Raw genomic sequence first — 23,406 nt, forward strand, 5'->3', positions numbered from 1 at the left:
TCGACCTCGGACCCGGCGTACGGCCCCCAGAATCCCCAACGGCTGCTTACGTCAAGGGGCTTCCGCACGAGTACGGAGAGACGTGCACCAGCAGGACGGCTGTGAGCCAGTCTCTTCATCCCGCGGGCATGGCGGTGACAGGGCGATGAACCTCCAGGATGACTGCGGTGCCGGCCACGGTTCGGTCCTCATGCATGGTGATCTGCCAGCCGGCTGGAGGTGCGTCCAGTGGGAGGGAGTGAGGGGAACGAGGCGAACCGCGGCTCGCCCACCGGGCTCCAGAATCGGCATGCTCTCAACCCAGAGCGAGGCAATGCTGACCGCACGTCCACCGGTGGGCGAGAGGTGTCCGATGTCCCACATGGGTCGCAGAACACCGGCGCCGGAGATTGGCGTCTTGCGTCGCGCCTCGGCGGCAGGGCGGAGTGTCAGATCTGCCCGGATCACGCCGTTGCGGATCTCGGAGCACCGCCAATGGCACCAGGCCGAGCTCCGCTCAAGCCGGAGCTGTTCAGCCGCCTCGGCGAGCTGATTCGAGCAGTTCGGGGACGTCCATGCGCTCATTGTCGACCACATGAACTACTCGGCTGCGCTTTCCTGGTCTCGCGCGACACCAACCTCACCGCATCAGCAACGGTGCACTTTCACTTGTACGCCGACAGCTGTTCAACACTGGAGGTGGCCTGAGGGAGGTCATGCCGCGTCTTGCTGAGGCCGAGGCAGATGTGCAGGGCCTCGTCGAAGTGCACATGGAGACGCCGCTCGGGGTGCGGTTCCTGGTGAGTGAGTACGGCACAGGACCGGTTCACGGGGGCCGGATCGACTCGCTCGGGCTGGACGAGAATGGGTCGCCGTTGATCGTCAAGTTTGCCGACCGCGCGTAGTGCCACCCGTGATGTCCGTCTGGGCCTGTGACATGGGCGTCACGGGCTCGTTTACCGACCGGGACCGGGACGCCTGACAATCCCGAAGCTAGAGCCGCCGTCGCCTCCTTTATGGCCGAGGCCGGAGACCTCCGGTCCCGGACGCTCGCCGACCAGGACGACGAGCGCGAGGCGACCTGGCGCGAGCGCGCGCTCAATGCCGAGGACGCCCTCAAGGCGCCCGCGCCGAGATCCTCGCCCAGCGGACCCGCATCGGTGAACTCCTCGGCCAGATCAGGGACTTGCAGGCCGAGTGGATTGAGGAGGCCATCCAGCGGATCACCACCGAGAACACCATGCTCAAGCAGCGGGTCCGGCAGCTGACCACCGACAACCGAGCCCTCGATGAACGGCTCAAGGCCGCTCGCTCCAACCTTCGCTTTCAAGACCGGCGTGTCGCCGACCTCGAAGCCCGCATCTCCGACCCGGGATCAGCGACCTGATCCTCTGCCTCATGCGGCTGTTCGGCATCAGCGACACTGCGCCATGCGCTACATCTCCGCCGCCCACCCCAGCTGGCAAACGATCACCCGACTGTGGCTGGAGGGAGGAGCGTGGGCGGTCGGTGTCCCCGTTCGGTCGGTAGGCACAGCGTCGAGCGCCCGTGCGGGCCCGTGCGAGGATCGCGACGTGAACGATCTGCACTTCCGCCGCGCCGACGACTCCGACCTCGCCACTCTCGTTCGCCTGCGCGACGACGCTGCCCGCTGGATGCTCGCCCAGGGCATCGCCGGCCAGTGGCAGCCCGGCGAGCTGGACGAGGACCACTTCCGCCGGATCATGGCGAGTGGCGAGGTCTGGCTCGCCGAGGCCGACGGCCGCGCGGCCGGGGCCTGGGAACTGTGGTGGGCGGACGAGGACGCCTGGGGACCGCAGCCGCCGGTGGCCGGCTATGTGCACCGGCTGATGGTGGACCGCAGCAGCGCCCGGCCGGGGACGGGGCGACTGCTGCTGCGAGCTGCGGAGCACCGCGTGGCCGTGGCGGGGCGGGCGTTCATACGTCTGGACTGCCTGGCCGGCAACGCGCGCCTGAACGCCTACTACTTGGACGACGGCTACCGGCTCGTCGGCCACAAGGCGGGCAAGCCACAGCCGGGCGGTGCACCCAAGTCGTTCACGCTCCTTGAGAAGACCCTGCGGGTCGGTCGCCAGGGCTGAGCAACCTCGGCCAGGGCGGCGAGCCCGCTGAGGACAAATCATGGCGCGTTGGAGGCCCCCCAAGACCGCGCAGCTAGCGGCGTCAGAGGCCAACTACAAATCGTTGCGACGCGCTGACCAGTACTCCGGGCGGTGCTCATGGCCAGCTGTCGGGCAGAGTCACATCAACTGCGGGCCATGGGCCAGCCCAACTGACTTGATCCACAGGTCTTGACGATTCCTCCGAAGAGAGGAGGTCACCGAGATCAGAGACAAAGACCCAGGGCAGGAGGAAGCAACCCTGGACGCCCAAGCCCCCTACCGGTGGAGACCCGCAGGTAGGGGGTTTGTTGCTGTGGTTGTCGATCGGCGGTCCGGCTGCCGGTCAGGCGATCCGGCGATCAGAAGGAGGCGTTGACGCTGACCTGGTGGTACTGGCCGACAGTGTCCAGGACCTCGTCCTTGACTGCGCCAAACTGAGCCACCAGGTCCGAACTGCTGATCGCCGTGGGACCGGCGGCGATGCCGGCCTGCGGGCTCAGGCCGCCGGAGACGGTGTCGAGCTCGGCGTCGGAGATCTCAAGGGTCTGAACCTGGGGAGCGGAGTTCATGATGAAACTGCCCTTCGTATGGATGTTCCAAGGGGGACCGGCCAGGCTGGGGACAGACGGTGGGGGGCGCGACCGAAGGCGCGTGCCATCTGTTTCCGGACGCCTGGCGCGATCCCGGCGGCGCGGAGGATCAAATCACGGAGCGTGCCCGGCATCCAGTCGGCCGGTTCGCCCGCCAGGGCAGTTGAAACGGTCGGCCACCCATCTGTACGTGCATGCACACGAATTGAGGGCAGCTTCTCTACATGTAGGGCGGCACAGAAGGCGGACAGCTATTGCCATGGCGGCTCCGGACAGGACAACTCCGCACCAACAGAACGCACCCATGGCGCAGTTGCGCATGCGCTGTGCAGATTCAGGTGCAGAGTCATGCACGGATGCATCCGCGCGCCCTTCAGTACCTTGTCCACCGCGTTGCGCGGCCCGTACACCGCGAGCCCCACCAGGTCCAACTCCCCTGCGGGCACGGCGCGTACGGCCGCGCGGTTGTCGCGGTCGTTGCCCGTCGTGAACAGGTCGGAGGTGACGACGGCGCGTGGGAGCGCCCGGTCAGGGGCTTGAGGTTGGCGCGGGCCGAATAGAGGGCTGCGGTGTAACCGGCCGGGCCCGAGCCGATGATGACGACGTCGCGCACACCGGATATCCCGGTCATGCCGCGGGCTCCGGGGCGATCTCGGCGATCAGGCCCTCGACGAGCACCTTGATCTCGTCGCGGATCGGGCGGACGGCTTCGACGCCCTGGCCCGCGGGGTCTTCCAGCTTCCAGTCCAGGTATCGCTTGCCGGGGAAGACCGGGCAGGTGTCGCCGCAGCCCATGGTGATGCAGACGTCCGACTCCTTCACGGCGTCGACCGTGAGGATCTTGGGGGTCTCGGCGGAGATGTCGATGCCGACCTCGGCCATGGCTTCGACGGCGGCCGGGTTCACCGAAGCGCCCGGGTTGGAGCCCGCCGAGCGGACCTCGACGCGGTCCCCGGCCAGGTGGGTCAGCCACGCGGCGGCCATCTGGGAACGGCCGGCGTTGTGGACACAGACGAACAGCACAGAGGGCTTGTCGGACATCAGAGGTCTCTCTTGTCTCGTGGGCGCCAAACGGCGGGATCAGGCCGATTGATATCAGTACCCGGTGGCATCATCAGCCACTGATGTGAGAGTATCAGTCCATGATGACGTCAGCCAACGCTGACCTGATCCGGGTTATCGCCGACCCGCTCAGGCTCCAGATCGTGACCCTGCTCGCCCACGAGACCCTGTGCACCAGCCACCTCGTGGAGGAGACGGGAGCGAGGCAGACGAACCTCTCCAACCACCTCAGAGTGCTGCGCGAAGCCGGGGTCGTGGAGACGGAGCCATGCGGACGCTTCACCTACTACAAGCTGAAGCCCGAGGTCATCGAGGCCCTCGCCGAGTCCTTCGGTGACCTGGCCGTCACCGCACGAACTACCGTCGAGACGAACCGAAAGCGAGCCTGCTGATGACCGCGACCGAACCCGGCACCGCACCCCTGAGTGCGGATGCCTCGATCGTCGCGAAGCTGTCGACCCTGGACCGCTTCCTCGCCGTGTGGATCCTCCTCGCGATAGGCCTCGGCTTGGGCCTCGGGCGCCTCATCCCTGGCCTGAACGACGCCCTCGCGAAGGTGGAGATCGGCGGCATCTCGCTGCCGATCGCCGTCGGCCTGCTGATCATGATGTACCCGGTCCTGGCCAAGGTCCGCTACGACAAGCTCGACGCCGTCACCGGCGACCGCAAGCTGATGGTGTCCTCGCTCGTCATCAACTGGCTGATCGGGCCCGCGGTCATGTTCGCGCTCGCGTGGATCTTCCTGTCCGATCTCCCCGAGTACCGCACCGGGTTGATCATCGTCGGCCTGGCCCGCTGCATCGCCATGGTCATCATCTGGAACGACCTCGCCTGCGGGGACCGCGAAGCGGCGGCGGTGCTCGTCGCCCTCAACTCGGTCTTCCAGGTACTCGCGTTCGGTCTGCTCGGCTGGTTCTACCTCGACCTGCTGCCGAACTGGCTCGGCCTCGGCAACGGACAGCACCTCGACATCTCCATGTGGAAGATCGCCCTCAACGTCGTCATCTTCCTCGGCATCCCGCTCCTGGCCGGGTTCCTGACCCGCCGCATCGGCGAGAAGAAGCTCGGCCGCGAGACGTACGAGACGGGCTTCCTTCCGAAGATCGGCCCTTGGGCGCTGTACGGGCTGCTGTTCACGATCGTCATCCTCTTCGCTCTCCAGGGCAAGACGATCACCTCGCAGCCGCTGGACGTGGTGCGGATCGCGCTGCCGCTGCTCGTGTACTTCGCGATCATGTGGTTCGGCACGTTCGCGCTCGGCAAGGTCATCGGTCTGCCCTACGACCGCACCGCCACCCTCGCCTTCACCGCGGCGGGCAACAACTTCGAGCTGGCCATCGCGGTCGCCATCGCCACCTTCGGCGTCACCAGCGGACAGGCGCTCTCTGGTGTGGTCGGTCCGCTCATCGAGGTGCCGGTGCTCGTGGCGCTGGTGTACGTGTCGCTGGCCTGGCGCAAGAAGTTCGCGGCTCCGCAGCTGAGTTCATGACCTCGTACGCCGATGTGGTGGTGGTCGGCGGCGGCCAAGCTGGGCTTGCCGCCGGCTACCACCTGCGCCACCTGGGCATCGAGTGCGTCATCCTCGACGCCCAGGCAGCGCCGGGCGGGGCCTGGCAGCACACCTGGGACTCGCTCCACCTGTTCTCCCCGGCCGCCTATTCCTCGCTGCCGGGCCGCCTGATGCCACCACAGCCGGGGGAGACCTACCCGGACGCCGGGCACGTCGTCGCGTACCTCTCCGACTACGAGCAGCGGTACGAGCTCGACGTGCGGCGGCCTGTCCGCGTGCAGGGCGTGCACCGCGACGGCCAACTCCTGCGAGTGGCAACCGACTCGGGTGCGTGGCGGGCCCGCGCGGCGATCAGCGCGACCGGTACTTGGTGGCGGCCCTTCCTGCCCGCAGTGCCAGGCCGGGAGGTCTTCCGTGGCCGGCAGTTGCACACCGTGGAGTACCGCAGCCCGTACGACTTCGCGGGACAACAGGTCGTCGTGGTGGGTGGCGGTAACTCCGGCGCGCAGATCGCCGCCGACCTCGCCCACCACACCGACCTGACCTGGGTCACCCAGCGCGAACCGCGCTTCCTGGCCGACGACATCGACGGACGGGCCCTGTTCGATGCGGCCACGGCCCGCCGCCGCGCCCTCGACGCGGGTACCGGTGACACCGGTGGTGTCGCCTCGCTCGGCGACATCGTCGCCGTACCCCCGGTCCGCGCGGCGCGGGATGCCGGGCTGCTGAAAGCCTCGCCCATGTTCGCCCGCCTCACCCCGGACGGGGTCGAGTGGGCCGACGGCACGCGTGCCGAGGCCGACGCCATCATCTGGTGCACTGGCTTTCGCCCCGCCCTCTCGCACCTCGCTCCGCTAGGACTGCGCGGGCCACGCGGCCACATCCCCACCCACGGCACACGAGCGGCCGAGGAACCCCGCCTGCACCTCCTCGGCTACGGAGACTGGACCGGCCCCGCCTCCGCCACCCTCATCGGCGTCGGACGGCCGGCCCGGGACGCTTCGCGCGAGATCGCCCAACTGCTGGGCGTCGTACGGTAGTTGGCAAGTGCTTCATTCCGCCGGGCGAGGACGCCGTGCGGCGACGAGCAGCCCGGCCAGTGCGAGCATCATCCAGGCGGTGAGGTACCAGAACGCGGCCTGGGGCGAGAGGGCGCAGGTCAGCGGTCGGGCAGGGTGAGCTGTCCGCGGTGGAGGTCCAAGTGCTGGGCCGGGTAACGGTAGAGGTCCGCCACGGTCATGAAGTCGCGGAAGAAGGGGTCCCAGCGGGCGGGGTAGTGCATGCCCCGCCCGAATGCCGCCTCTGGCGTGGCATCCAGACGGTGGTGCAGACCGGCGATGACACGGTCGAACTTCGCCCCCATCCGGCGTCGGCCGTAGACCCGGACGCCGGCGACCGGCCCCAGGTAGTTGACGGCGTCGAACGGTCCTGCCGCGCTGTCCAGCAGCCGGGCGAAGACTCGATCGGCGCCCTGGGGAAGCCGACCGAAGCCCCGCATCACGACTAGCAACGGCCGGATGAGGATGTAGCCGAAGAGCATGTGGAATGGCAGCTGCTAGTTGGTCCAGTGAGTGCCCTGCGTGGGCATGCGCAGGTCCGTCGGTCCGGCGGCATCAAGGAGCTGATGGAAATCGGCGCGGACCCGTTCCAGCTCGGCGTGGATGGCCTGGCGGTCCACCGGCAGTGCACGCATCACGGGGCTCACCGTCCTTTCGATCTCCAGCTGTCTGAAAGGCGGCTGTGTTCTCCGATGATGCCCCTCCAGAGCTTCGACCGAACAGCTCCGCACCTGGCGCCCCGCCTGCGAACGGGCCCGTCAGACGAGGCACATTCCGGGCCCGCGTTTCCGCCTGCCATCCACGGTCGCCTTCCTCTCTGCCGTTGCGTAGGGCGTCAGTAAGGCCCCCTTCGCCGACCATAATCTCCAGGGTTCCCGGGCCGACTCCGTCCCCGGAACCGGTCGGATCCTGTCAGCGGCGCCGGGCAGGGTGTGACGCACCGCTGCGGGGTCGACTCGTGCCATCCGGCAGGGAATTGGGCAGTCCTTGGATGATCGGGCAGATCGGGGCAGCCGCGCCCTCGGGGTCGAGGTCTCCGTGGCTCTCACCCGCCCGGTCGCGGGCCGCGCGCAAGGCGTGCCGAAGGGACTCCAGATCGGCGATGCGCCGGTCGAGTTCCGCCAGGTGGTCGTCCAGGAGTGTGGTGACCAGGCCGCATGGCTGGGTGCCGGTGCGCTGGAGGTCGAGGATCTGCTTGATCTCCTTCAGAGTGAGGCCGAGGGCCTGGGCCTGGCGGATGAAGTGCAGTACGGGCAGGGCCTGTTCGGTGTAGATGCGGTAGCCAGCCCGGGTGCGTTGGGGGCGGTCGATGAGGCCGCCGGACTCGTAGAGGCGTACGGCCTTGGGGGTGAGCCCGGTCAGGGCGGCGATGCGGCCGATGGTGAGCATGGCGCGATTCCTTACGGGACAGCTGGGTGGGGTGTGGTGGGTTTGACCTTGCCCCGGGGGGGCAGGGTTTTAGCGTCTGATCATGAGTACGCGGATCGCGGCGACGCCGCTGAGCCGGTCCTGTGCGCAGGCGCTGAAGCGCGCTGAGCATGCGGTGGTCGGGGTCAGCCCGTTCAACAGCCATTTCTCGGTGGAACGCATCGGGGAGCTGGCGGCGTGGGCACACAGCCACTTCGAACAGGTCGACTTCTTCGTGCCGGACGCGCCGAGTGCGTACACCCTTCAGGCACTGGGCTATGCGCCGGAGCGGGCGGCGTGGAAAGCGCGACGACAGGGGCAGTACGTCCGCAACAAGATCCGCACCGCGCTGGACACGCGGGGTGTGCCGGAGGGGCGGAGCCGGGTGATCGGGTGGGGGGACTGGAGGGCGACGCCGCCTTCGGCCGGCTGCACCAGCGGGGTGTCGAGCTGTACGGCGAGGACGCGGGGTTCCGCGACGCCTGCCGGGAAGCGAGCGGCTGGGTCCTTGAGGGCAGGCTGGCGCCGGGCCGGGTGCCGGATGAGCACCAGGTGGAGTGTGCTGTGCGGTACTTGCTGGCCGAGCTGCCGCTGTTCGTCGACAGTCCGGCCATCATCGGGGCCACGTCGTCGGTGTTCTGCTACCACCGTCCGCCGTCCTTGCTGCGCCGGTTGTACGGGCGTGAGCTGAGCCTGGTTCCGGCGCCGGGCCAGGGCTTCGCCGTGGTCGAAGCGGTCGAGCAATCCGTGGTCGTGCAGGAAGGGGAAGGGGGTGTCTCTGGTCTCTTGCACCCGTCCCGGGGCGGGGCGACGGTGGAGAGAGGAGCCGAAGCAATACGCGGTCACGGCGGGCCGGGGCTCGCGGGCCGGAGGAAGTGACCGTCATGATCTGGTACGGCCACGGGATGAGCGGCTGGGGCTGGTTCGCCATGTCGCTGAGCATGCCGGTGTTCTGGGCGCTGCTCGTCGGCGCCGCGGTCCTGCTCTTCCGTGCGCTGAGCCGGGGCTCGGACCATCCCCACAAGCCGGGGCCTTCCGGCGGACCGCCACGGCTCCCGGCGGAGCAGATCCTCGCCGAACGGTACGCCCGGGGCGAGATCGACGAGGACGAGTATCACCGGCGGCTGAACGTACTGCGGACCGGCGATCCGCCAGCCAAGCCATGAACACCCGTCGTCACAAAGGGAGTTGATAGCTTCCGATCCAGTAGCGCAGTTCGCCGATCAGCCAGGTCCAGGCGCCGCTGACCTGCAGCACGCCGACGAGGACCAGCAGTCCGCCGCCCACTGCCATCACGGCGCGGGTGTGGCGGCGGGCGAAGTCGAAGACGCGCAGCGACTTGCCGAGGGCGAGAGTGAAGAGCAGGAACGGTATGCCGATGCCCATCGCGTAGACGAAGGAGAGAAACGCGCCCCGCCCCGCCGAGCCGGTGGTCATCGACAGGGACAGAACCGTGGCCAGGGTGGGTCCGATGCAGGGGGTCCAGCCCAGTCCGAACATCACCCCCAGCAGCGGGGCACTCGCCAGCCCGGCGCGCGGGGTGAAGCGCGGCCGCAGGGTGCGCGACAGCCCCGGGATCCGGTCCAGCACCCCCATGAACATCAGGCCCAGCACGACGGTCAGCACCCCAAGCGCGCGCGTCAGTGTTTCCTGCCGGGCGAGGAGCAGGTTGCTGAGCGAACCGAACAAGGCCCCGTACGCGGCGAACAGCGCGGCGAAACCGCACACGAACAAGGCCGTCCCGAGCAGCGCCCTGCGCCTGGTGGGTCCGCCGCTGTGGGCGGCGTGGGCGTCGGCGGCGGTCATGCCGGTGGCGTACGAGAGGTAGCCGGGGACCAGGGGAAGGCAGCAGGGCGAGGCGATGGTGATCGCCCCGGCGGCCAGGGCGATCGGGGTGGCAAGGAGCAGGGATCCCGAACCGATCACTTGGCTGATGTCGGCGGACAAGGGCGGCGCCTTTCGACGGCGTGGGTGCACGGCCCGTGGCGGGCCGTTTCCGGGGGTGGGTCGACAGGCACTTTAACTCCTATGTAACTTAGGTCCTAAGTTGCATAGGTGATCGCGGAGTGTTGCGCGGCAGCCGGGCCGAGTCGTGTCCGTTGGCCGGGTGCGGCGCCAGTGATCCACCGGAAAGGGCCTGCGCATGAGCGAACTGCTCTTCGGGACAACCTTGTTGGCGTCGTTTCTCGGCGGGGTGGTGGCGCTGCTCGCGCCGTGCTGCATCTCGGTGATGCTGCCCGCCTACTTCGCCACCGGGTTCCGCTCCCGGGGCCGTGTCGTGGCGGCCACCCTTGCCTTCGGCGCCGGGGTGGCCACGGTGATCGTGCCGATCGGGCTCGGCGCGGCCGCCGCCTCCGCCGCGCTGCTGCGCTACCACCTGGCCGTCTACCTCGCGGGCGGCGCGCTCATGCTGCTCGGCGGGCTTGCCGTCCTGTACGGCTGGAAGCCCAATCTGCCCATGCCGTCCGGGTGTTCACCACAGGGCTCGGGCCTGCCAGCCGCGTACGGACTCGGCGCGTTCTCCGGGATCGCCAGCGCCTGCTGTGCGCCGGTGCTTGCCGGGGTCGCGGTGCTGTCCGGGGCGACCGGCTCCTTCCCGGCGGCGCTGACCATCGGCCTGACCGCCTACGTTCTCCCGCTGCTGCTCACCGCGCCGGCGGCTGCACTCACCTACGTCTGCTGCATCCGCCCGATGCGCCGAGGCGGACCCACCGACCGGGGTAGGGGCTGCTGCCCACCCGCCGGCGCCTCCCCGGCGCTGGACGCGGAGGCGGAACAGATCCGTACGGAGATCCGGCGCCTGCGACACGGGCAGCGAGCCACGGCCGCCCCCGACGACCGGCAGAGCTGACCGCGCCGACCACCCCCTGGTAGTTCACGGCATCATGAATTCAGGAAGTTCTGTACTGTCATCGATGTGCTGACCCTTGGCTCCGACATTGACGCCCTGGCCCGTTTCGGGCGGGCGCTGGCCGACCCGATCCGCTGCCGGATCCTGCTCGCGCTGCGCGTCGCGTCCGCCCATCCGGCCGATCTGGCCGACCAGTTGGGGATCTCCCGTACCCGCCTGTCGAACCACTTGGCCTGCCTGCGCGACTGCGGCCTCGTGGTGGCCGTGCCGGTCGGGCGCCGTACCCGCTACGAACTCGCCGACGCCCGTCTCGGCCACGCGCTGGACGACCTGCGCGCCGCCGTGGTGGCCGTCGAGAGTGATCGCACATGCATCGAGGCCGACGAGGCGGGATGCTGCTGATGGCCGCGATATCCCGCGGGCCGTCCCCGGCCCGGCGCGAGGCGCTCGCCCGGCGCATACGCTTCCTGGTCGCCGTGACCATCACCTACAACGTCATCGAGGCCGTCGTCGCCATCACCGCCGGGACGATGGCCTCCTCCACCGCGTTGATCGGCTTCGGCCTGGACTCCGTCATCGAAGTCTCCTCCGCCGCGGCGGTCGCCTGGCAGTTCTCCGCCCGCGACCACGCCCTGCGCGAGGCGCGGGAAAAGACCACCCTGCGGATCATCGCCGCATCCTTCTTTGCGCTCGCCGCCTACGTCATCGTCGATGCCCTTCGCGCACTGGCCGGCACCGGCGATGCCGACCACTCCCTGCCTGGCATCGTGCTCGCTGCCCTCTCCCTCGCGATCATGCCGTTCCTGTCTGCTGTCCAGCGCCACGCAGGCCGCGAACTGGGTTCCGTTTCCGCCGTCGCCGACTCCCAGCAGACCCTGCTGTGCACCTACCTGTCCGCGGTCCTGCTCGTGGGCCTGCTGGCCAACTGGCTGCTCGGCTGGTCCTGGGCCGACCCGATCGCCGCCCTGGTCATCGCGGCCGTCGCGGTGAAGGAGGGGCGCGAGGCGTGGCGCGGGGACAGTTGCTGCGCCGTGTCCGTCCCGGCTCCGGACGGCACTGACTCGGACCTGCACGGCTGTGCGGCCGGCTGTTCGTGCTGCTGAAGTTCGTGCTGGTGGAGGGGGGAGGGAATCCCTCGCCTGCCGGGCCGCCGCGCGGCATGCTGGCCGTACGACCCAAGCACGTGAAGGGAGGCGGCCACGGAGTCCAGTCGGGGCCAGAACGCGCGGACGCGCCGGATCTGGGGACGCGATGCGCCGCACTACGACGGCTGGATGCGCCACTTCGACCGGCTCATCTGCGCGACGGGCGCCAGTGGATCGGTGCGCAGGCCGACGGCGGGGTCCTGGAGGTCGCCGTCGGCACCGGCCTCAACCTGCCTCACTATCCCCACTGCACCGACCTCACCGGCATCGACCTGTCCCCGGCGATGCTGGAACGGGCCCGCCGACGGGCCGACGACTTGGGCGTGGAGATCACGCTCATCGAGGCTTCCGCCACCCAACTGCCCTTCCCCGACGCCTCGTTCGACACCGCGGTGTGCGTCCTGGCGCTGTGCCGCATCCCCGACGACCGTGCCGCCCGTCGCCAAGATGCGCCGGGTCCTGAGGCCCGACGGGGGCTTCGTCTACACCGTCCGCACACCGGCGACGCCCACTACGGCACCGGCATCGCCCACGGCGACGACATCCACGAACACGGCGGCTTCGCCGTCCACTTCTTCCCCCGCGGCCTCGTTGAGGAGCTCGCCGACGGCTGGGACCTCGTGGACATCCACCCCTTCGAAGAGGGCGAACTGCCCCGCCGCCTGTGGCGCGTGACCCAGATCCTGCCCGCCTGACGCACATCAGGGCCCGCGCATCGATGCTCTGACGCCAGGCTGCTCCTCCCGAACCGGCTTATGGGTTATGTCCGTTGATCAGCTTGGGGAGTTCCTTGCCGTACTCGTCGAAGGTGGTCTCCTCGTGGAAGACGACATGCGCCTTGTCGTCCTTCGGTGAGAAGCCGAGCACCGTCTTGCCGTGGGTGGAGACGACCTTGCCCTCCTTGTCCTTCGCCGGTGCCTCGATGCTGATACCGACGCTACGGGCGGCTGCCTGGATGGCCTTGAAGTCGCCGGACAAGCCGATGAAGTCCGGGTTCCCGGCGCCCGGCAGCCACTTGCCGAGCGCCTCGGGAGTGTCGCGCTCGGGGTCGGAGGTGATGAACACGACCCGCAGCTGCTCCTGCTGTGCCTTGGGGAGCTTCTTGTAGGCGATGCCGATGTTGCTCATGACCAGCGGGCACACGTCGGGGCAGTGGGTGTAGCCGAAGTAGATCAGCGTCGGCCTGCCCGCGGTCTGCTTGCGCAGGTCGAACGGCTTGCCGTGGGTGTCGGTCAGGGTGAGGTCCGGCTTGGTGAACGGGGTGTCCAGCGCCGTCCAGCTCTTGCCGTTGCTCGCGTCGCCGCCCGAGACGACGAAGGCGCCGCCGCTCTTGCTCGCCGAGGCCGAGGGGGTGCTGCCTCCGCCGCAGGCCGTCAGGGTCAGGGCCGCGGTCGCGGTGAGGGCCGCGGCGATCAGGGTGGTCTTGCGCACGCGCGTCATGAGGGCCGTCCCGGGCGGTGTGAAATGCGGGGCAGTGGGCGGACGGGTCGCCCACCTCGTACACCTAAGTGTTTTAGGTGTACGAGGTGGAGCCTACGCCCCGCCGCGGGCCGTCCCGCAGCCGCCTCCCGCTACGCGGGCTCGCGCTGCTTGAGCAGGTCGGCCATCAGCTGCACCTCGGCCTCCTGGCCCCGCACCATGCCTTCGGCGAGGTTCTTGATCACCGGGTCCTTGACCTGCTCGGCGGCGCTCTGCGCCATGCCGATACCCGCCCGGTGGTGCTGGGTGAGCAGCTCCAGGAAGAGGACTTCGGCGGCCTTGCCCTGGGCCCGGCGCAGCTCGTCCATCTGGGTGTTGGTTGCCATGCCGGGCATCAGGGCGCCGTCGTGCGGGGTGACGGTGTGCCCCATCCAGGCCATCGGCGGATCCTGCGAGTTCGCCGGCAGGTCCCAGGCCGCGAGTCGGCCCAGCAGTATGCCGCGCTGGTTGGCCTGAGTGTTGATGATGTCGTACGCGAGCCGCCGGATGTCCTCGTCACTGGTGCGGTCGCGCACGATGAACGACAGCTCCACCGCCTGCTGGTGGTGCACCGCCATGTCGCGCGCGAACCCGGCGTCGGCGGACGCCTTGTCCGGCCGTGCGGCCGCGCCCGAGGACGGGCCGGTGACCGCGACCAGGGCGAGCGCGCCCAGCACCAGCGCGAGGAAGGTGGTCGCCCCGGCCAGCCACCGCGACCAGCTCACCTGTCCCGGGCGGCTCACGGGGTCATCCCGCCGCTGCAGGAGGCGCCCGGCTCGGGGGTCTGCTTGCCCTGGACGTACTTCTCCAGGAACTCCCCGACCCGCGGATCGGACGCCTTGTCCACCTTCACCTGGTGCCCCCAGGCGGTCAGCGTGATCGGCGAATCCTCGTCCTTGTAGGGGCTCATGAAGGAGTACGGGGTGGCCGACACCTTCGCGCCCAGCGCCTGCACATCGCCCTGCGCGGCCTTGTCGTTGTAGGTGACCCAGACCGCGCCGTGCTCCAGCGCGTGCACGGCATTCTCGTCCGGGACTTCTTTCGTGTAGACCTTGGCGTCGCAGCTGACCCACACCGGATTGTGGTTCCCGCCGGGGGGCGGGCTCATCGGATAACTGACCGGGGTGTTCACGTGGCTCCGGGCGAGGTTGGTCCAGCTCTGCTCGCCCGGTACGGGCGCGGCCGTGGCCTGTTGCTTCTGCTCGGCCTTGTCGTACAGGTACCAGCCGCCGATGCCGGTCGCGGCGAGTACGGCCGTGGCGGCGGTGATCGTGAGGATGCGGTTGCGGCGCTCGCGGGCGCGTTCGGCGCGGCGCTGCTCCTCTATGCGGGCCCGGCGCGCCTCGGCCTTGGCCTTCGCGCTGCCCTTCGAGTTGGCGGAACCCATGGGACGTCCTTCTCCCCGCCGCGTCACTCGGGGACATACGGCGGTGCTGTGGTCTGTGGATAGGGCTGTACGAGCACGGGGGACCGCGACCGCCAGGCGCAGGGGCATGGCGGAGCGGAGTCCGGCGTACGGCCTAGACCCGAAGGAGCTGGAGTTGATGGAGGTCGGGCGGGCGGGCGCCGCCCGGTACCCGGGAGGGCCGCAGCGGAGAGCGGACCGGTGAGGTGCGCGGCCGCCCGGCTGTGACGGCGTGGTCCTGGCCAGGGGCCGGCGTGTGGCCGAGGACGCCGTGATGATCCGGGGCGTGGCAGTGATCGCCGCCCTGGCCGTCGGTGTCCTGGACACACTGCTTGCAGGGGCGCTCGTTCCCGTGCTGCGCCATGGCGGCGCCTGAGGCGTCCATCGGCATCGCCATGGCGGCGGCTGAGACGCGGGACACCGGCGATGTGCCGCCGGTCGGGCGCGGGCAGGCCAGGACGAGGGTCGCCAGCACCACCAGGGCCGCGACCAGCAGACGGGCGGACCGGCGGCGGGCATGCGGCATCGCAGCGCGACGGACCCACACACCGGACACGGAAGACACCTAAGACGTATAGGAGACTGTGGCCGGGAACTTACCAGAGCCGCACCGAGGCCGGTCAGGCCGAAGCGTCGGCCGCCTGCAGCGGGGCGTCCATGAGCGGGCAGGCGTTCATGCCGACCGCCGCTACGGCGGGCTCGGCGGCCACCACCAGCGGCAGCGCGAGCAGGGCGCCCGCCACCAGCCCGAGCTCCCAGGAAGCGGCCTGGCCCAACGGCCGCTGCGGGCCGAGCAGACGGCGTACCCGCCCGGCCACCTGCCCGCCGGACGCGGCCAGCGCGGCGGCCGGAGCCCCGGCGCCCGCCAGCTCCACCAGCGCCCCGGCCAAGGTCAGCGCCCCGGTGCGGGCGGTCGCCTCGTCGTCGGCGGCCAGCTCCACCAGGCGCCGCATCTCCAACTCGGCGGTGACGAACAGCGGCAAGCGGGGAAACGCGTGGTGCAGCGCCTCGGCCAGGCCCAGGACCAGGTGGTGGCGCTGGCGGATGTGGGCCCGCTCGTGGGCGATGACGGCCTTCAGCGCGTCCGGTTCCAGGGCGGCCAGGGCGGCCGACGTCAGCACGATCCGGTGACCGTGGCCGGGCAGGCAGTACGCCGCCGGACGCACGTCGTCCAGGACGGTCACGCCGAGGTCAGCGCGGTGCCGACCGACAAGTAGGAGGGCGGCGGCGTGCCGCGAGCGCGCGCGGCGGGCCGTGGTGAGGGCGGCGGCCAGGCTCCACCCGAGCCGCCCGAGCAGGCTCACGGCCAGCACCGCCCCGGACGCGGCGAGCGCCGCCCCGCCCGGAGCCGCGTACTGCGCCCGCAATGCCAGCACGCAGGCGTGCAGCATGTCCGCGAGGCCCCCGCTGACCGGCACGGTCGGCACCGCCACCGCGAGCCCGGCCAGCGCAACCGAGACCACCACCGTGCCGCACGCCGCCTGCCAGACCCAGATCCCCAGACGCGGCGCCCGCGGCACCCACCCCGCCCGCGGCAGCAGCACCGAGGCGAGCGTGCCAACCGCCACGGCGTACGACAGCAGCAGAACCGCGATCCTCACGAGCGGCCACCGCCCTTGCCGGTACGCGCGGCGAGCGCGGCCCGCAACTCGGCCACCTCGTCCGCGTCCAGCTCGTCGAACAACCGAACCAGCGTCGCCGTGCGGTCCGCGCCACTCGCCCACACCTGGTCGATCAGCGAAGCCGCGTACTCCTCACGACTCTTGGTCGCCGCGTACCTAAATGCCCGCCCGTCCTTGGCCCGGCGCAGCCACTCCTTCTTGTGCAGGATCTCCAGCACCGTCTGCACAGTGTTGTACGCCAGCGGCTGCGGCCGCTCCTCATTCAGCCGGTCCAGCACCTCGCGAGCGGTGGCAGGGGCGTCCGTGGACCAGACCACGTCCATGATTGCCTGCTCCAGCTCACCGAATCCCCGCACCGGGCAACCCTCCATCAATGAAAACCTAAGCAGCATCGTAGTTGAGCCGGAACCCGGCCAGAATGCCGACGTAGAGGCCGCATCGAACTGGCAGGGATCTGCCGTCGGCAGACGCCTCCGGGACTTACGGCTAGTGATGGGCTGGCAGTGCGTCCGCAGGGTGGGGATGGCTCCGCCACCCCCATCGGCGTGTGGCACCCGGCCCGGTACGCCTCGCGCGAGATCGTCCAACTCCTTAGCACCGTACGGTAGTTGGCAAGGGATTCACCTTGCCGGGCGAGGGCGCCGGGCAGCGATGAGAAGCCCGGCCAGGGCGAGCAGCATCCAGGTCGTCAGGTACCAGAACGCGGCCTGGGGTGAGATCGTGCTCCACAGGATGCCGGCGATGCCGCTGGCGGCGAGGTTGCCCAGGGACTGGACGGTGGCGAGCATCCCGAACGCCGAACCGCGCAGATCCTTGGGCGCCAGGGCGGCGACGGCGGAGTGCTGGGCGGTTTCCACCGCGCCGATACCGATCCCGGCCAGCACGAACGGGACAGCCAGTAGCACGATCGCGGCCGAGTCGATCGTGAACAGGCCGTAGGCGAGGGCGAACGCGGCGACCCCGCCCGTCAGGACCAGCACGGGGCCACGCGGGCCGAGCCGGTCCGAGAGCCGACCGGCCGGGACCGAGGCGATCGTGGCCGCCACGTTGTAGGCGGTATACAGGCCCAGCGCGATCGTCGTCGCGGTCTTCGTGCCGTGCCCGGGAGCCAGCAGGTCGGTGGCGCGCAGGATGAGCAGGGTCGCGGCGACGTTGCCGGCCTCGAACGCGGCCACCGCGCCCATGAGTTTGCCGAGATCACCCTTGAGGACCGGCCTGATGCGGATCTTCAGGGGCACCTTGTCGCGCCTGTTCGGCTTCGGTGTCTTGCGGATCGCGTAGACGATCGCGGCGGCGGCCAGCAGGCCGGGAATGACTGAGAGGCCAATCGCCCAGGAGACGCCCAGCCAGGCGACCAGTCCGAGCGCGAGCAGCGGGCCGAAGATCGCGCCGAGGTTGTCCATCATCCGCTCGAAGCCGTACGCCCGCCCGTACGCCTTCGCCGGGACGATGTCCGCGAGCAGCGCGTTACGGGCGGGTACCCGCAGACCGCGCGCCGTCCAGGCAGCCGCCCGCAGCACGCCGACCTGCCACACCGCCGTGGCCCCGGCAGTCGCGGCACCCAGGACCGCGGTCGTCGCATATCCGCCGACGGCGACCTTGCGGCGCCGGGCCGGATCGTCCGCCAGTACCCCGCCGCCGAACCGGGCGGCCCCGGCCAGCGCGTGGGAGAATCCCTCGATTGCGCCCAGCGCCGCGGCCGGGGCGCCCAGGGCGGAAGTGAGGAGGCAGGGCAGCAGCGCGGTGGGGATCTCGTGGCCTACGTCGGCGAGGAAGCTGGCAGATCCGATTCCGGCCACGCCGGGCGTCAGCCACCGTTCCTGGTCGTCGGCCGGCGTCGGGGAGGCGGGGGCCGTCTCGGGGGCGTCGCTGTTGGTCATCACCGGAGTGTGAGGGAGCGGCCCGCAGGCCGGGAAGCCCTGTCCGGCAGGTTCATTCCTACCTCCGAGGTCCGTCCGACTGGAGAACACAGCGGGGCGCTCTGGTCAGGCGACTTCGGCGAGCAACGCCCGTACGTGCACGGCGAGATCATCCCGTACCCCCCCGGACGTGATCGAGCGGCAGTCCCTCGGGGTCGGACACGCTCCAGTTGAAGTAGCGCTTGCCGGGCGGGACGCGGGCAGGGCTCTTCAGCGTGCCGAAGAGAGCACGTATTGGATCAGTCGATCAAGAAGCTGCGGCGTTCGATGAGCAGGACGTCGCGCCACTGGCCGTGGTGGCGGCCGAAGCGCTCACGGGTGCCGATCACCCGGAACCCGGCCCGCTCGTGCAGCGCCAGGCTCGCGGTGTTCTCGGGGAAGATCCCGGACTGGATGGTCCAGATCCCATCGGCCTCGGTGGAGTTGATGAGCGCTTTCAGCAGCGCGGAGGCGATGCGGCGGCCTCGGGCGGCGGGGTGGACGTACACCGAGTGCTCGACGACCCCGGCGTACGCGCACCGGTCGGAGACCCGGCTCACGGCGACCCAGCCGAGGACCGTCCCGTCGGCGTCGAGCGCGGCAAAGCGGTGCTCGGGCAGCTTCGCCGCGTCGAACGCCTCCCAGGTCGGGGCGGCGGTCTCGAACGTCGCGTTGCCCTCGTCGATGCCGGCCTGGTAGATCGCCAGGACGGCGTCGGCGTGGGCGGGTGCGAGGGGCACGATGACGGCTGCTGCCGGGGTGGCGTGCGGGGACACGGTGGCTCCTTGACTGCGGAGAGGGTCAGCGGGCGGCGGCGGTCAGGAGCTGCCCCATCGCGGCGAGCACGGACGGCTCGACCCGGTAGTACACCCATGTCCCGCGTCGTTCGCAGGAGAGTAGTCCTGCCTCCTTTAGCTTCTTGAGGTGGTGGCTGACAGTCGGCTGGGAGACGCCGACGTCGGAGATGTCGCACACGCAGGCTTCGCCGCCCTCGTGTGAGGCGACCGCGCTGAACAGCCGCAGCCGGATCGGGTCGCCGAGGGCCTTGAACATCTTCGCCGTCCGCTCGGCCTCCTCGGCGGTCAGCGGGCGCTCGTTCAGAGGCGGGCAGCACGGCGCGACGGGCTCGTTCAGGACGGGAAGCTCCACCGTACGCAGATTCGACATGCGTCAATATTGACATCCATCGAAGCTATCAGGCAAGCTCGCCTTCGTCAGTAACATAGACAAACGTCGAATCAGAAGATCGACGGCGTCCTGACCTGGAGCATGCGATGAGTGAGAACCTTCCTGCCGACCCGTTCCTCGACGGCCTGCCGACCGTGATCATCGGCGCGGGCCCGGTCGGCCTGGCCGCCGCTGCCCAGCTGGTCGGGCGCGGCATTGAGCCCCTGGTCCTGGAAGCCGGGCGCCACGCCGGTGCAGCCGTGCGTGAGTGGTCGCACGTGCGCCTCTTCTCCACCTGGGCCGAGGTCGTCGACCCCGCCGCCGAGAAGCTCCTGGCGCTCACCGGCTGGAGCAAGCCCGACGGATCCGCGTACCCGGCGGGCGGCGACTGGGCCGAAAAGTACCTCCAGCCGCTTGCCGACGTTCTGGGCGAGCGGGTCCGGTACGGAGCCACCGTCACTGGCGTCTCGCGCACCGGTCGCGACCGCGTGGTCGACGCCGATCGCGGTGAGCAGCCCTTCACCGTCCACGTCACCGGGACGGCCGGCCGCGAGGAGCGCATCCTGGCCCGCGCCGTGATCGACGCCTCCGGCACCTGGTCCACCCCCAGCCCGCTGGGCGGCGACGGCCTCCCGGCACTCGGTGAGAAGGCCGCCGCCGACCGGATCTCCTACCGCGTCCCCGATCTCAAGGACCCTGCCGTACGCGCCCGTTACGCGGGCAAGCGCACCGCAGTGATCGGCTCCGGCGCCTCCGCCTTCACCGCCCTCGCCACTCTGGCCGACGTCGCCAAGGAAGCCCCCGGCACGCACGCCGTGTGGATCCTGCGCCGCGGCATCAGCGGCTCCACCTTCGGCGGCGGCACCGCCGACCAGCTCCCTGCACGCGGTGCGCTCGGCCTGGCCGCCAAGGCCGCCGTCGACAACGGACACGCGGACGCGGTAACGGGCTTCCGCACCAGTGCAGTTGAGCAGACCAGCAAGGGCCTGGTCCTGGTCGGTGAAGACAGCCGCCGTCTCGACCCGGTGGACGAGATCATCGGCCTGACCGGCTTCCGCCCCGACCTGACCTTCGTCGACGAACTCCGCCTCGCACTGGACGAGCGCCTTCAGGCCCCCGTCGACCTCGCCCCGCTGATCGACCCCAACGTCCACTCCTGCGGCACCGTCTACCCCCACGGCGTCAAGGAGCTCTCCCACCCAGAGGAGGGCGTCTACCTGGTCGGCATGAAGTCCTACGGCCGCGCCCCCACCTTCCTCGCCATGACCGGCTACGAGCAGGTCCGCTCCATCGCCGCCTCCCTCGCCGGTGACCGGGAAGCCGCCGAGCGCGTCGAACTCACCCTGCCCGAGACCGGGGTGTGCGGCGGCGCCGGCCTCTTCGACGAGCCCGAAGCCGAGGCGTCGGTCGGCGGTTGCTGCGCCGCCCCCAACGCGCTCCAGATCGGCGTCGGCGCGCCGGCGTCCTCCGGCGGCTGCTGACCGAGGTGACAGACCTCGACACGAGCGAGGACGCGACCGGAACAGGGGACCGGTCGCGGCCTCACGCCGTCCTGCCCGCGCTGTGTGCCACCCATACCACCGGCTGGGCCGTGGTCTATTACGCCTTCCCGTCCTCAACTCCCGAATCACGCAGGACACCGGCTGGTCCACCAACGGCACAACCGCCGCCTCTTCGGTGGCCCTGAGCTCCGCCCTCGTCGGCAGCATCCTCGACCGCCGGACCCGCGCGCCGTGATGGCCAGCGGCTCCCTGCTCGCGGTCATTGCCATCCTCGCCCTCGCGACCGCACCCAACTTCCTTCCTCTCTTGGCGGGTTGGCTGCTCGCCGGTGCCGCCACCTTCTACCCGCCCGCCTTCGCCGCCGTGACCCGCTGGTGGGGCCCCGACCGCGTCCGCACCGTTGTCACCCTCGCCGCTGGCCTCGCCTCCACCGTCTCCGCACCCATCACCGCAGCCCTCGCCGAGCACCTGAGCTGGCGCACCACCTACCTCACCCTCGCCGCCCTGCCAGGCATAGGTTTCGCGGTGCTCCCGGTCCTCCGCCAGGTCGTAGCCCTTCGACCGGAGTGGGCACGCGCATCTGTTCGGCCGGCACAGGGATCGGGTTCCGGGCGCGCCACTGATGGACCTCGCCCTTGTCCCGGTAGCGGGCAGGCTCGTACATGAAGAACGCCCGAAAGCAGCTGGGCATCGGACGGTAGGCTGGCGACGTTGGTGATCTCTGGGGCTGCCGCGCGGCCGTGGGGCCCGCCGCACCCGAACCGCGGCGCGGGTGCCGCCAACGGTCCTGCGTCCTGGTCAACCGTCGGCTGGGCGCGGCCGTCGCGCTGGCGGCGGTGCTGATGGGTGCCTCGCGCGTGTACGGGGGCCCATTACCCGCACGATGCCGTGCCGCCGTGGTCGGCACCTTTGTCGCGTCGACCGCCGTGCTCGCGGCTCGGCGCTTCGGCGCCCCGCTGGTGGACCGTCTGTGCGGTGGCGCGCTGGGGCCGCTGCTGACGGCCGCGTCGTAACCCGGGTTCAGGGGCGCAGTCCGTACGGCAGCGGGGGTTGGGCGGCTGCGATGGCAAGCAGCCGGTTGTACTTCGCAACGCGCTCGTACCTGGCCTGGGCGCCGGACTTGAGCTGGCCGCAGCCCGTTCCGACGGCGAGGTCGGCGATGAAGGAGTCCTCGGTCTCGCCGGAGCGGTGCCAGACCATCTGTGCGTAGCCCGCTTCCCGGCTGACGCACATCGGCAGCCCGGCCGCCGACTCCACACAGATCGCCGACATCGCATACGCCGCGGCCGGACCCGGCTGGCTGCACACAGCCTTCCAACTCGCCAATTCACTGCTGTTGTTGGCCCCTGCGAGCTCCTCCTTCAAGGCAGGCCCCGGCCTGCTCAAGTCACTGTCCGGCACGACCGGTGCGGTCCGGGGTTCTGCCCGCGGGCCTCGGCCGTACGAACAGACACCACACCCCCTACTGGTCCGTCGCCACCTACCTGATCGCCGCAGGCGTCATCATCGTGGCCTCGGCAGGCCAGGAGCAGGAACTGGTCCTCTTCTACGCGGTCACCGTCTTCGTCAGCCTCGTGGCCATGGCCGCTTCGCCCGCACGGAGAAGAAACCGGCCCTGGCCTGGGCAACGCCCTCGCCGCGGCTGCGGTCGCCTTCACCCTCGCCGTGAACCTGCTGCGCGGCTGGCCGATGCTCTCCCTGGCCGCCGCCCTGCTCATCGTCGGGGCCCTGTACGTCCGGTGGGCCTGCGCGGGACGCCCCAGCGACATCAAAGACGTCGAAGCCAGAGCCGAGCCGCTGTGAGATCCGGAGGCGGCGGCCTTCAGAGGGGCGTGGGTGGCGTCACCGCTCCGGCCGCATGGGGCGGTCACCGGAACCGATCCGCTGCCCGAGGACGTCGAAGCACCGAGACCGGTGGAAAGGAGGCTGTGATGCTCAAGGGAATGAGAGGGGTTCGCCGACCGGCCCGGGGCGGGCTGTTGTCCGTACTGGTGGTCCTGGCCTGGGCGGGAACCGCCTGCGCGCACGGCGACGTCCCACTCGCGGGCGCCCCGCCGCAGAGCCCCTCTGCGGCCGCCGTCACCCCAACAGGCACCGCCGGCGCCGGCTCGTCCACCGGCTCGGCCTCGCCGTCCGGTGCGATGCCGTCCGCCCCGGCGAAGCCGTCCTCCACCGCCCCTGAGCCCTCTCCCGACTCCACACCGCCGCCCCCTGCGACGGCTCCGGCAGCGCACCCCGAATGCGTCGCGGGAGCCGTGACGGTCACCCTGCGTTCCCCGGATTCCGCTGTTCAGCGGCTGTGCGTACGGGTGGGCGCCACCGTCACGGCTGTGGTGCCGCCCGGTCCGGGCGGTGCCTGGCCGGGGCCCTGGACCAGCAGTCCGATGCTGGCCACGATCGCCGCGAAGTCGGCGGATCCGGACGGCACCGGCCGGGTCACGATCCGGGCAGCCCGGCCGGGGGCGGCCACCGTGACCTGGGGGACGCGCGGCGCGGCAGCCCTGACGCTCCATCTGGATGTAGCGGCATATCAAATTCCCTGATGTACAGGCGTCTCGAAGAGGGAACGGCCGGTGCACGCCCGGTTGGAGGGCGCGCACCGGCCGTCGCGTGACGGGGATCCGTCATG

At 70.3% G+C, this 23,406-nt stretch carries 29 protein-coding genes and 6 pseudogenes; 16 read left to right on the top strand and 19 right to left on the bottom strand.

Translation table 11 applies throughout. The features are described 5' to 3' along the window. Positions 1–115: 115 nt before the first annotated feature. Positions 116–531: pseudogene (locus ACIBK6_RS18950) on the bottom strand (hypothetical protein); the annotation flags it as partial. 164 nt (positions 532–695) lie between these two features. On the opposite strand from ACIBK6_RS18950, the pseudogene ACIBK6_RS18955 reads away from it, so the two are divergent. From ACIBK6_RS18955 to ACIBK6_RS18965, 3 genes and pseudogenes are all read left to right on the top strand, one after another. Further along, positions 696–869: pseudogene (locus ACIBK6_RS18955) on the top strand (transporter); the annotation flags it as partial. 296 nt (positions 870–1,165) lie between these two features. Then, a complete protein-coding gene (locus ACIBK6_RS18960) occupies positions 1,166–1,366 on the top strand; it encodes a hypothetical protein (RefSeq protein ID WP_399052403.1) in 201 nt (66 codons plus the stop codon). 187 nt (positions 1,367–1,553) lie between these two features. Continuing rightward, on the top strand, positions 1,554–2,081 hold the full coding sequence (locus tag ACIBK6_RS18965; protein ID WP_399052404.1) for a GNAT family N-acetyltransferase: 528 nt from the start codon (positions 1,554–1,556) through the stop codon (positions 2,079–2,081). Between the two features lie 380 nt (positions 2,082–2,461). On the opposite strand, the gene ACIBK6_RS18970 is transcribed toward ACIBK6_RS18965, so the two are convergent. The 4 genes and pseudogenes from ACIBK6_RS18970 to ACIBK6_RS18985 form a co-directional block, all read right to left on the bottom strand. Further along, a complete protein-coding gene (locus tag ACIBK6_RS18970) occupies positions 2,462–2,671 on the bottom strand; it encodes a hypothetical protein (RefSeq protein WP_399052405.1) in 210 nt (69 codons plus the stop codon). 374 nt (positions 2,672–3,045) lie between these two features. Further along, positions 3,046–3,219 (bottom strand): annotated as a pseudogene (locus tag ACIBK6_RS18975) (DUF2000 family protein); the annotation flags it as partial. Positions 3,220–3,221: 2 nt separating this feature from the next. After that, positions 3,222–3,314 (bottom strand): annotated as a pseudogene (locus ACIBK6_RS18980) (FAD-dependent oxidoreductase); the annotation flags it as partial. Positions 3,315–3,319: 5 nt separating this feature from the next. Next, entirely contained in the window at positions 3,320–3,733 is a 414-nt protein-coding gene (locus ACIBK6_RS18985) for an arsenate reductase ArsC (RefSeq protein WP_399052406.1), read from the bottom strand. 101 nt (positions 3,734–3,834) lie between these two features. Here ACIBK6_RS18985 and ACIBK6_RS18990 point away from each other — a divergent pair, with 101 nt between their 5' ends. From ACIBK6_RS18990 to ACIBK6_RS19000, 3 genes are read left to right on the top strand one after another with little or no spacing between them, the layout of a single operon-like run. Then, the gene (locus tag ACIBK6_RS18990; protein WP_399052407.1) at positions 3,835–4,146 is read left to right on the top strand and encodes an ArsR/SmtB family transcription factor; all 312 of its coding nucleotides are present in this window, start codon (positions 3,835–3,837) and stop codon (positions 4,144–4,146) included. Then, positions 4,146–5,243, top strand: a complete 1,098-nt coding sequence (arsB, locus tag ACIBK6_RS18995) for an ACR3 family arsenite efflux transporter (RefSeq protein WP_399052408.1) — start codon at positions 4,146–4,148, stop codon at positions 5,241–5,243. The genes ACIBK6_RS18990 and arsB overlap by 1 nt, the downstream gene beginning before the upstream one ends. Next, a complete protein-coding gene (locus ACIBK6_RS19000; protein ID WP_399052409.1) occupies positions 5,240–6,304 on the top strand; it encodes an ArsO family NAD(P)H-dependent flavin-containing monooxygenase in 1,065 nt (354 codons plus the stop codon). The genes arsB and ACIBK6_RS19000 overlap by 4 nt, the downstream gene beginning before the upstream one ends. A 119-nt stretch (positions 6,305–6,423) precedes the next feature. Here ACIBK6_RS19000 and ACIBK6_RS19005 read toward each other — a convergent pair whose 3' ends face one another. From ACIBK6_RS19005 to ACIBK6_RS19015, 3 genes are all read right to left on the bottom strand, one after another. Then, positions 6,424–6,804, bottom strand: coding sequence for a hypothetical protein (locus tag ACIBK6_RS19005; RefSeq protein ID WP_399052410.1), 381 nt, complete (start codon positions 6,802–6,804; stop codon positions 6,424–6,426). Between the two features lie 15 nt (positions 6,805–6,819). Further along, positions 6,820–6,960 carry a hypothetical protein gene (locus ACIBK6_RS19010; protein ID WP_399052411.1) on the bottom strand — a complete coding sequence of 47 codons (141 nt, stop codon included), beginning with the start codon at positions 6,958–6,960 and terminating at the stop codon, positions 6,820–6,822. A gap of 274 nt (positions 6,961–7,234) precedes the next feature. Then, on the bottom strand, positions 7,235–7,711 hold the full coding sequence (locus ACIBK6_RS19015; protein WP_399052412.1) for a heavy metal-responsive transcriptional regulator: 477 nt from the start codon (positions 7,709–7,711) through the stop codon (positions 7,235–7,237). A gap of 82 nt (positions 7,712–7,793) precedes the next feature. Between ACIBK6_RS19015 and ACIBK6_RS19020 the strand changes: the two are divergent. Beyond that, positions 7,794–8,608 (top strand): annotated as a pseudogene (locus tag ACIBK6_RS19020) (tRNA-dependent cyclodipeptide synthase). 5 nt (positions 8,609–8,613) lie between these two features. Further along, the gene (locus ACIBK6_RS19025) at positions 8,614–8,895 is read left to right on the top strand and encodes an SHOCT domain-containing protein (protein WP_399052413.1); all 282 of its coding nucleotides are present in this window, start codon (positions 8,614–8,616) and stop codon (positions 8,893–8,895) included. Between the two features lie 10 nt (positions 8,896–8,905). On the opposite strand, the gene ACIBK6_RS19030 is transcribed toward ACIBK6_RS19025, so the two are convergent. Continuing rightward, positions 8,906–9,676, bottom strand: a complete 771-nt coding sequence (locus tag ACIBK6_RS19030) for a cytochrome c biogenesis CcdA family protein (protein WP_399052414.1) — start codon at positions 9,674–9,676, stop codon at positions 8,906–8,908. Between the two features lie 196 nt (positions 9,677–9,872). Between ACIBK6_RS19030 and ACIBK6_RS19035 the strand changes: the two genes are divergently transcribed. From ACIBK6_RS19035 to ACIBK6_RS19050, 4 genes are all read left to right on the top strand, one after another. Continuing rightward, the gene (locus ACIBK6_RS19035) at positions 9,873–10,580 is read left to right on the top strand and encodes a cytochrome c biogenesis CcdA family protein (protein WP_399052415.1); all 708 of its coding nucleotides are present in this window, start codon (positions 9,873–9,875) and stop codon (positions 10,578–10,580) included. A gap of 66 nt (positions 10,581–10,646) precedes the next feature. Beyond that, the gene (locus ACIBK6_RS19040) at positions 10,647–10,982 is read left to right on the top strand and encodes an ArsR/SmtB family transcription factor (RefSeq protein ID WP_399052416.1); all 336 of its coding nucleotides are present in this window, start codon (positions 10,647–10,649) and stop codon (positions 10,980–10,982) included. Further along, positions 10,982–11,683 carry a cation transporter gene (locus tag ACIBK6_RS19045; protein WP_399052417.1) on the top strand — a complete coding sequence of 234 codons (702 nt, stop codon included), beginning with the start codon at positions 10,982–10,984 and terminating at the stop codon, positions 11,681–11,683. The genes ACIBK6_RS19040 and ACIBK6_RS19045 overlap by 1 nt, the downstream gene beginning before the upstream one ends. Positions 11,684–11,739: 56 nt before the next feature. Next, the gene (locus ACIBK6_RS19050; protein WP_399052418.1) at positions 11,740–12,420 is read left to right on the top strand and encodes a class I SAM-dependent methyltransferase; all 681 of its coding nucleotides are present in this window, start codon (positions 11,740–11,742) and stop codon (positions 12,418–12,420) included. A 58-nt stretch (positions 12,421–12,478) separates the two neighbouring features. On the opposite strand, the gene ACIBK6_RS19055 is transcribed toward ACIBK6_RS19050, so the two are convergent. The 9 genes from ACIBK6_RS19055 to ACIBK6_RS19095 form a co-directional block, all read right to left on the bottom strand. Next, positions 12,479–13,165 carry an SCO family protein gene (locus tag ACIBK6_RS19055; protein ID WP_399052419.1) on the bottom strand — a complete coding sequence of 229 codons (687 nt, stop codon included), beginning with the start codon at positions 13,163–13,165 and terminating at the stop codon, positions 12,479–12,481. Between the two features lie 131 nt (positions 13,166–13,296). Next, on the bottom strand, positions 13,297–13,926 hold the full coding sequence (locus ACIBK6_RS19060; protein WP_399052420.1) for a DUF305 domain-containing protein: 630 nt from the start codon (positions 13,924–13,926) through the stop codon (positions 13,297–13,299). Next, the gene (locus tag ACIBK6_RS19065) at positions 13,923–14,570 is read right to left on the bottom strand and encodes a DUF3105 domain-containing protein (RefSeq protein WP_399052421.1); all 648 of its coding nucleotides are present in this window, start codon (positions 14,568–14,570) and stop codon (positions 13,923–13,925) included. The genes ACIBK6_RS19060 and ACIBK6_RS19065 overlap by 4 nt, the downstream gene beginning before the upstream one ends. Positions 14,571–14,703: 133 nt before the next feature. Then, entirely contained in the window at positions 14,704–15,144 is a 441-nt protein-coding gene (locus tag ACIBK6_RS19070; RefSeq protein ID WP_399052422.1) for a hypothetical protein, read from the bottom strand. 64 nt (positions 15,145–15,208) lie between these two features. After that, positions 15,209–16,189, bottom strand: coding sequence for a M56 family metallopeptidase (locus ACIBK6_RS19075; RefSeq protein ID WP_399052423.1), 981 nt, complete (start codon positions 16,187–16,189; stop codon positions 15,209–15,211). Continuing rightward, positions 16,186–16,566: a BlaI/MecI/CopY family transcriptional regulator gene (locus ACIBK6_RS19080; protein WP_399052424.1), complete on the bottom strand. Its 381-nt coding sequence runs from the start codon at positions 16,564–16,566 to the stop codon at positions 16,186–16,188. The genes ACIBK6_RS19075 and ACIBK6_RS19080 overlap by 4 nt, the downstream gene beginning before the upstream one ends. Before the next feature lie 264 nt (positions 16,567–16,830). After that, complete coding sequence (locus tag ACIBK6_RS19085) at positions 16,831–18,090, bottom strand: MFS transporter (RefSeq protein ID WP_399052425.1); 1,260 nt, start codon at positions 18,088–18,090, stop codon at positions 16,831–16,833. 278 nt (positions 18,091–18,368) lie between these two features. After that, on the bottom strand, positions 18,369–18,884 hold the full coding sequence (locus ACIBK6_RS19090) for a GNAT family N-acetyltransferase (RefSeq protein WP_399052426.1): 516 nt from the start codon (positions 18,882–18,884) through the stop codon (positions 18,369–18,371). 25 nt (positions 18,885–18,909) lie between these two features. Next, positions 18,910–19,275, bottom strand: a complete 366-nt coding sequence (locus ACIBK6_RS19095) for an ArsR/SmtB family transcription factor (RefSeq protein ID WP_399052427.1) — start codon at positions 19,273–19,275, stop codon at positions 18,910–18,912. A 107-nt stretch (positions 19,276–19,382) separates the two neighbouring features. Between ACIBK6_RS19095 and ACIBK6_RS19100 the strand changes: the two genes are divergently transcribed. Then, positions 19,383–20,756: an NAD(P)-binding domain-containing protein gene (locus ACIBK6_RS19100; RefSeq protein ID WP_399052428.1), complete on the top strand. Its 1,374-nt coding sequence runs from the start codon at positions 19,383–19,385 to the stop codon at positions 20,754–20,756. A gap of 255 nt (positions 20,757–21,011) precedes the next feature. After that, complete coding sequence (locus tag ACIBK6_RS19105; RefSeq protein ID WP_399052429.1) at positions 21,012–21,443, top strand: MFS transporter; 432 nt, start codon at positions 21,012–21,014, stop codon at positions 21,441–21,443. A gap of 354 nt (positions 21,444–21,797) precedes the next feature. On the opposite strand, the pseudogene ACIBK6_RS19110 reads toward ACIBK6_RS19105, so the two are convergent. After that, a pseudogene (locus ACIBK6_RS19110) lies at positions 21,798–22,004 on the bottom strand (phosphopyruvate hydratase); the annotation flags it as partial. A 438-nt stretch (positions 22,005–22,442) separates the two neighbouring features. On the opposite strand from ACIBK6_RS19110, the gene ACIBK6_RS19115 reads away from it, so the two are divergent. After that, complete coding sequence (locus tag ACIBK6_RS19115; protein WP_399052430.1) at positions 22,443–22,580, top strand: hypothetical protein; 138 nt, start codon at positions 22,443–22,445, stop codon at positions 22,578–22,580. A 128-nt stretch (positions 22,581–22,708) separates the two neighbouring features. After that, a complete protein-coding gene (locus tag ACIBK6_RS19120) occupies positions 22,709–23,320 on the top strand; it encodes a hypothetical protein (RefSeq protein WP_399052431.1) in 612 nt (203 codons plus the stop codon). The last annotated feature ends 86 nt before the right edge of the window (positions 23,321–23,406 follow it).

Origin of the sequence: Streptomyces sp. NPDC050485 (assembly GCF_044458185.1) — a bacterium.
Classification (GTDB): Bacteria; Actinomycetota; Actinomycetes; order Streptomycetales; family Streptomycetaceae; genus Streptomyces.

Excerpts from the sequence above, each read along its gene's own strand:
- ACIBK6_RS19100 (WP_399052428.1), top strand. The coding sequence starts at position 19,383 with ATGAGTGAGAACCTTCCTGCCGACCCGTTCCTCGACGGCCTGCCGACC.
- ACIBK6_RS19005 (WP_399052410.1), bottom strand. The coding sequence starts at position 6,804 with ATGCTCTTCGGCTACATCCTCATCCGGCCGTTGCTAGTCGTGATGCGG.
- ACIBK6_RS19065 (WP_399052421.1), bottom strand. The coding sequence starts at position 14,570 with ATGGGTTCCGCCAACTCGAAGGGCAGCGCGAAGGCCAAGGCCGAGGCG.
- ACIBK6_RS19085 (WP_399052425.1), bottom strand. The coding sequence starts at position 18,090 with ATGACCAACAGCGACGCCCCCGAGACGGCCCCCGCCTCCCCGACGCCG.
- ACIBK6_RS19045 (WP_399052417.1), top strand. The coding sequence starts at position 10,982 with ATGGCCGCGATATCCCGCGGGCCGTCCCCGGCCCGGCGCGAGGCGCTC.
- ACIBK6_RS18985 (WP_399052406.1), bottom strand. The coding sequence starts at position 3,733 with ATGTCCGACAAGCCCTCTGTGCTGTTCGTCTGTGTCCACAACGCCGGC.
- arsB (WP_399052408.1), top strand. The coding sequence starts at position 4,146 with ATGACCGCGACCGAACCCGGCACCGCACCCCTGAGTGCGGATGCCTCG.
- ACIBK6_RS19025 (WP_399052413.1), top strand. The coding sequence starts at position 8,614 with ATGATCTGGTACGGCCACGGGATGAGCGGCTGGGGCTGGTTCGCCATG.
- ACIBK6_RS19050 (WP_399052418.1), top strand. The coding sequence starts at position 11,740 with ATGCTGGCCGTACGACCCAAGCACGTGAAGGGAGGCGGCCACGGAGTC.
- ACIBK6_RS19095 (WP_399052427.1), bottom strand. The coding sequence starts at position 19,275 with ATGTCGAATCTGCGTACGGTGGAGCTTCCCGTCCTGAACGAGCCCGTC.
- ACIBK6_RS19000 (WP_399052409.1), top strand. The coding sequence starts at position 5,240 with ATGACCTCGTACGCCGATGTGGTGGTGGTCGGCGGCGGCCAAGCTGGG.
- ACIBK6_RS19055 (WP_399052419.1), bottom strand. The coding sequence starts at position 13,165 with ATGACGCGCGTGCGCAAGACCACCCTGATCGCCGCGGCCCTCACCGCG.
- ACIBK6_RS18990 (WP_399052407.1), top strand. The coding sequence starts at position 3,835 with ATGATGACGTCAGCCAACGCTGACCTGATCCGGGTTATCGCCGACCCG.
- ACIBK6_RS19120 (WP_399052431.1), top strand. The coding sequence starts at position 22,709 with ATGCTCAAGGGAATGAGAGGGGTTCGCCGACCGGCCCGGGGCGGGCTG.
- ACIBK6_RS18970 (WP_399052405.1), bottom strand. The coding sequence starts at position 2,671 with ATGAACTCCGCTCCCCAGGTTCAGACCCTTGAGATCTCCGACGCCGAG.
- ACIBK6_RS19015 (WP_399052412.1), bottom strand. The coding sequence starts at position 7,711 with ATGCTCACCATCGGCCGCATCGCCGCCCTGACCGGGCTCACCCCCAAG.
- ACIBK6_RS19105 (WP_399052429.1), top strand. The coding sequence starts at position 21,012 with ATGGCCAGCGGCTCCCTGCTCGCGGTCATTGCCATCCTCGCCCTCGCG.
- ACIBK6_RS19035 (WP_399052415.1), top strand. The coding sequence starts at position 9,873 with ATGAGCGAACTGCTCTTCGGGACAACCTTGTTGGCGTCGTTTCTCGGC.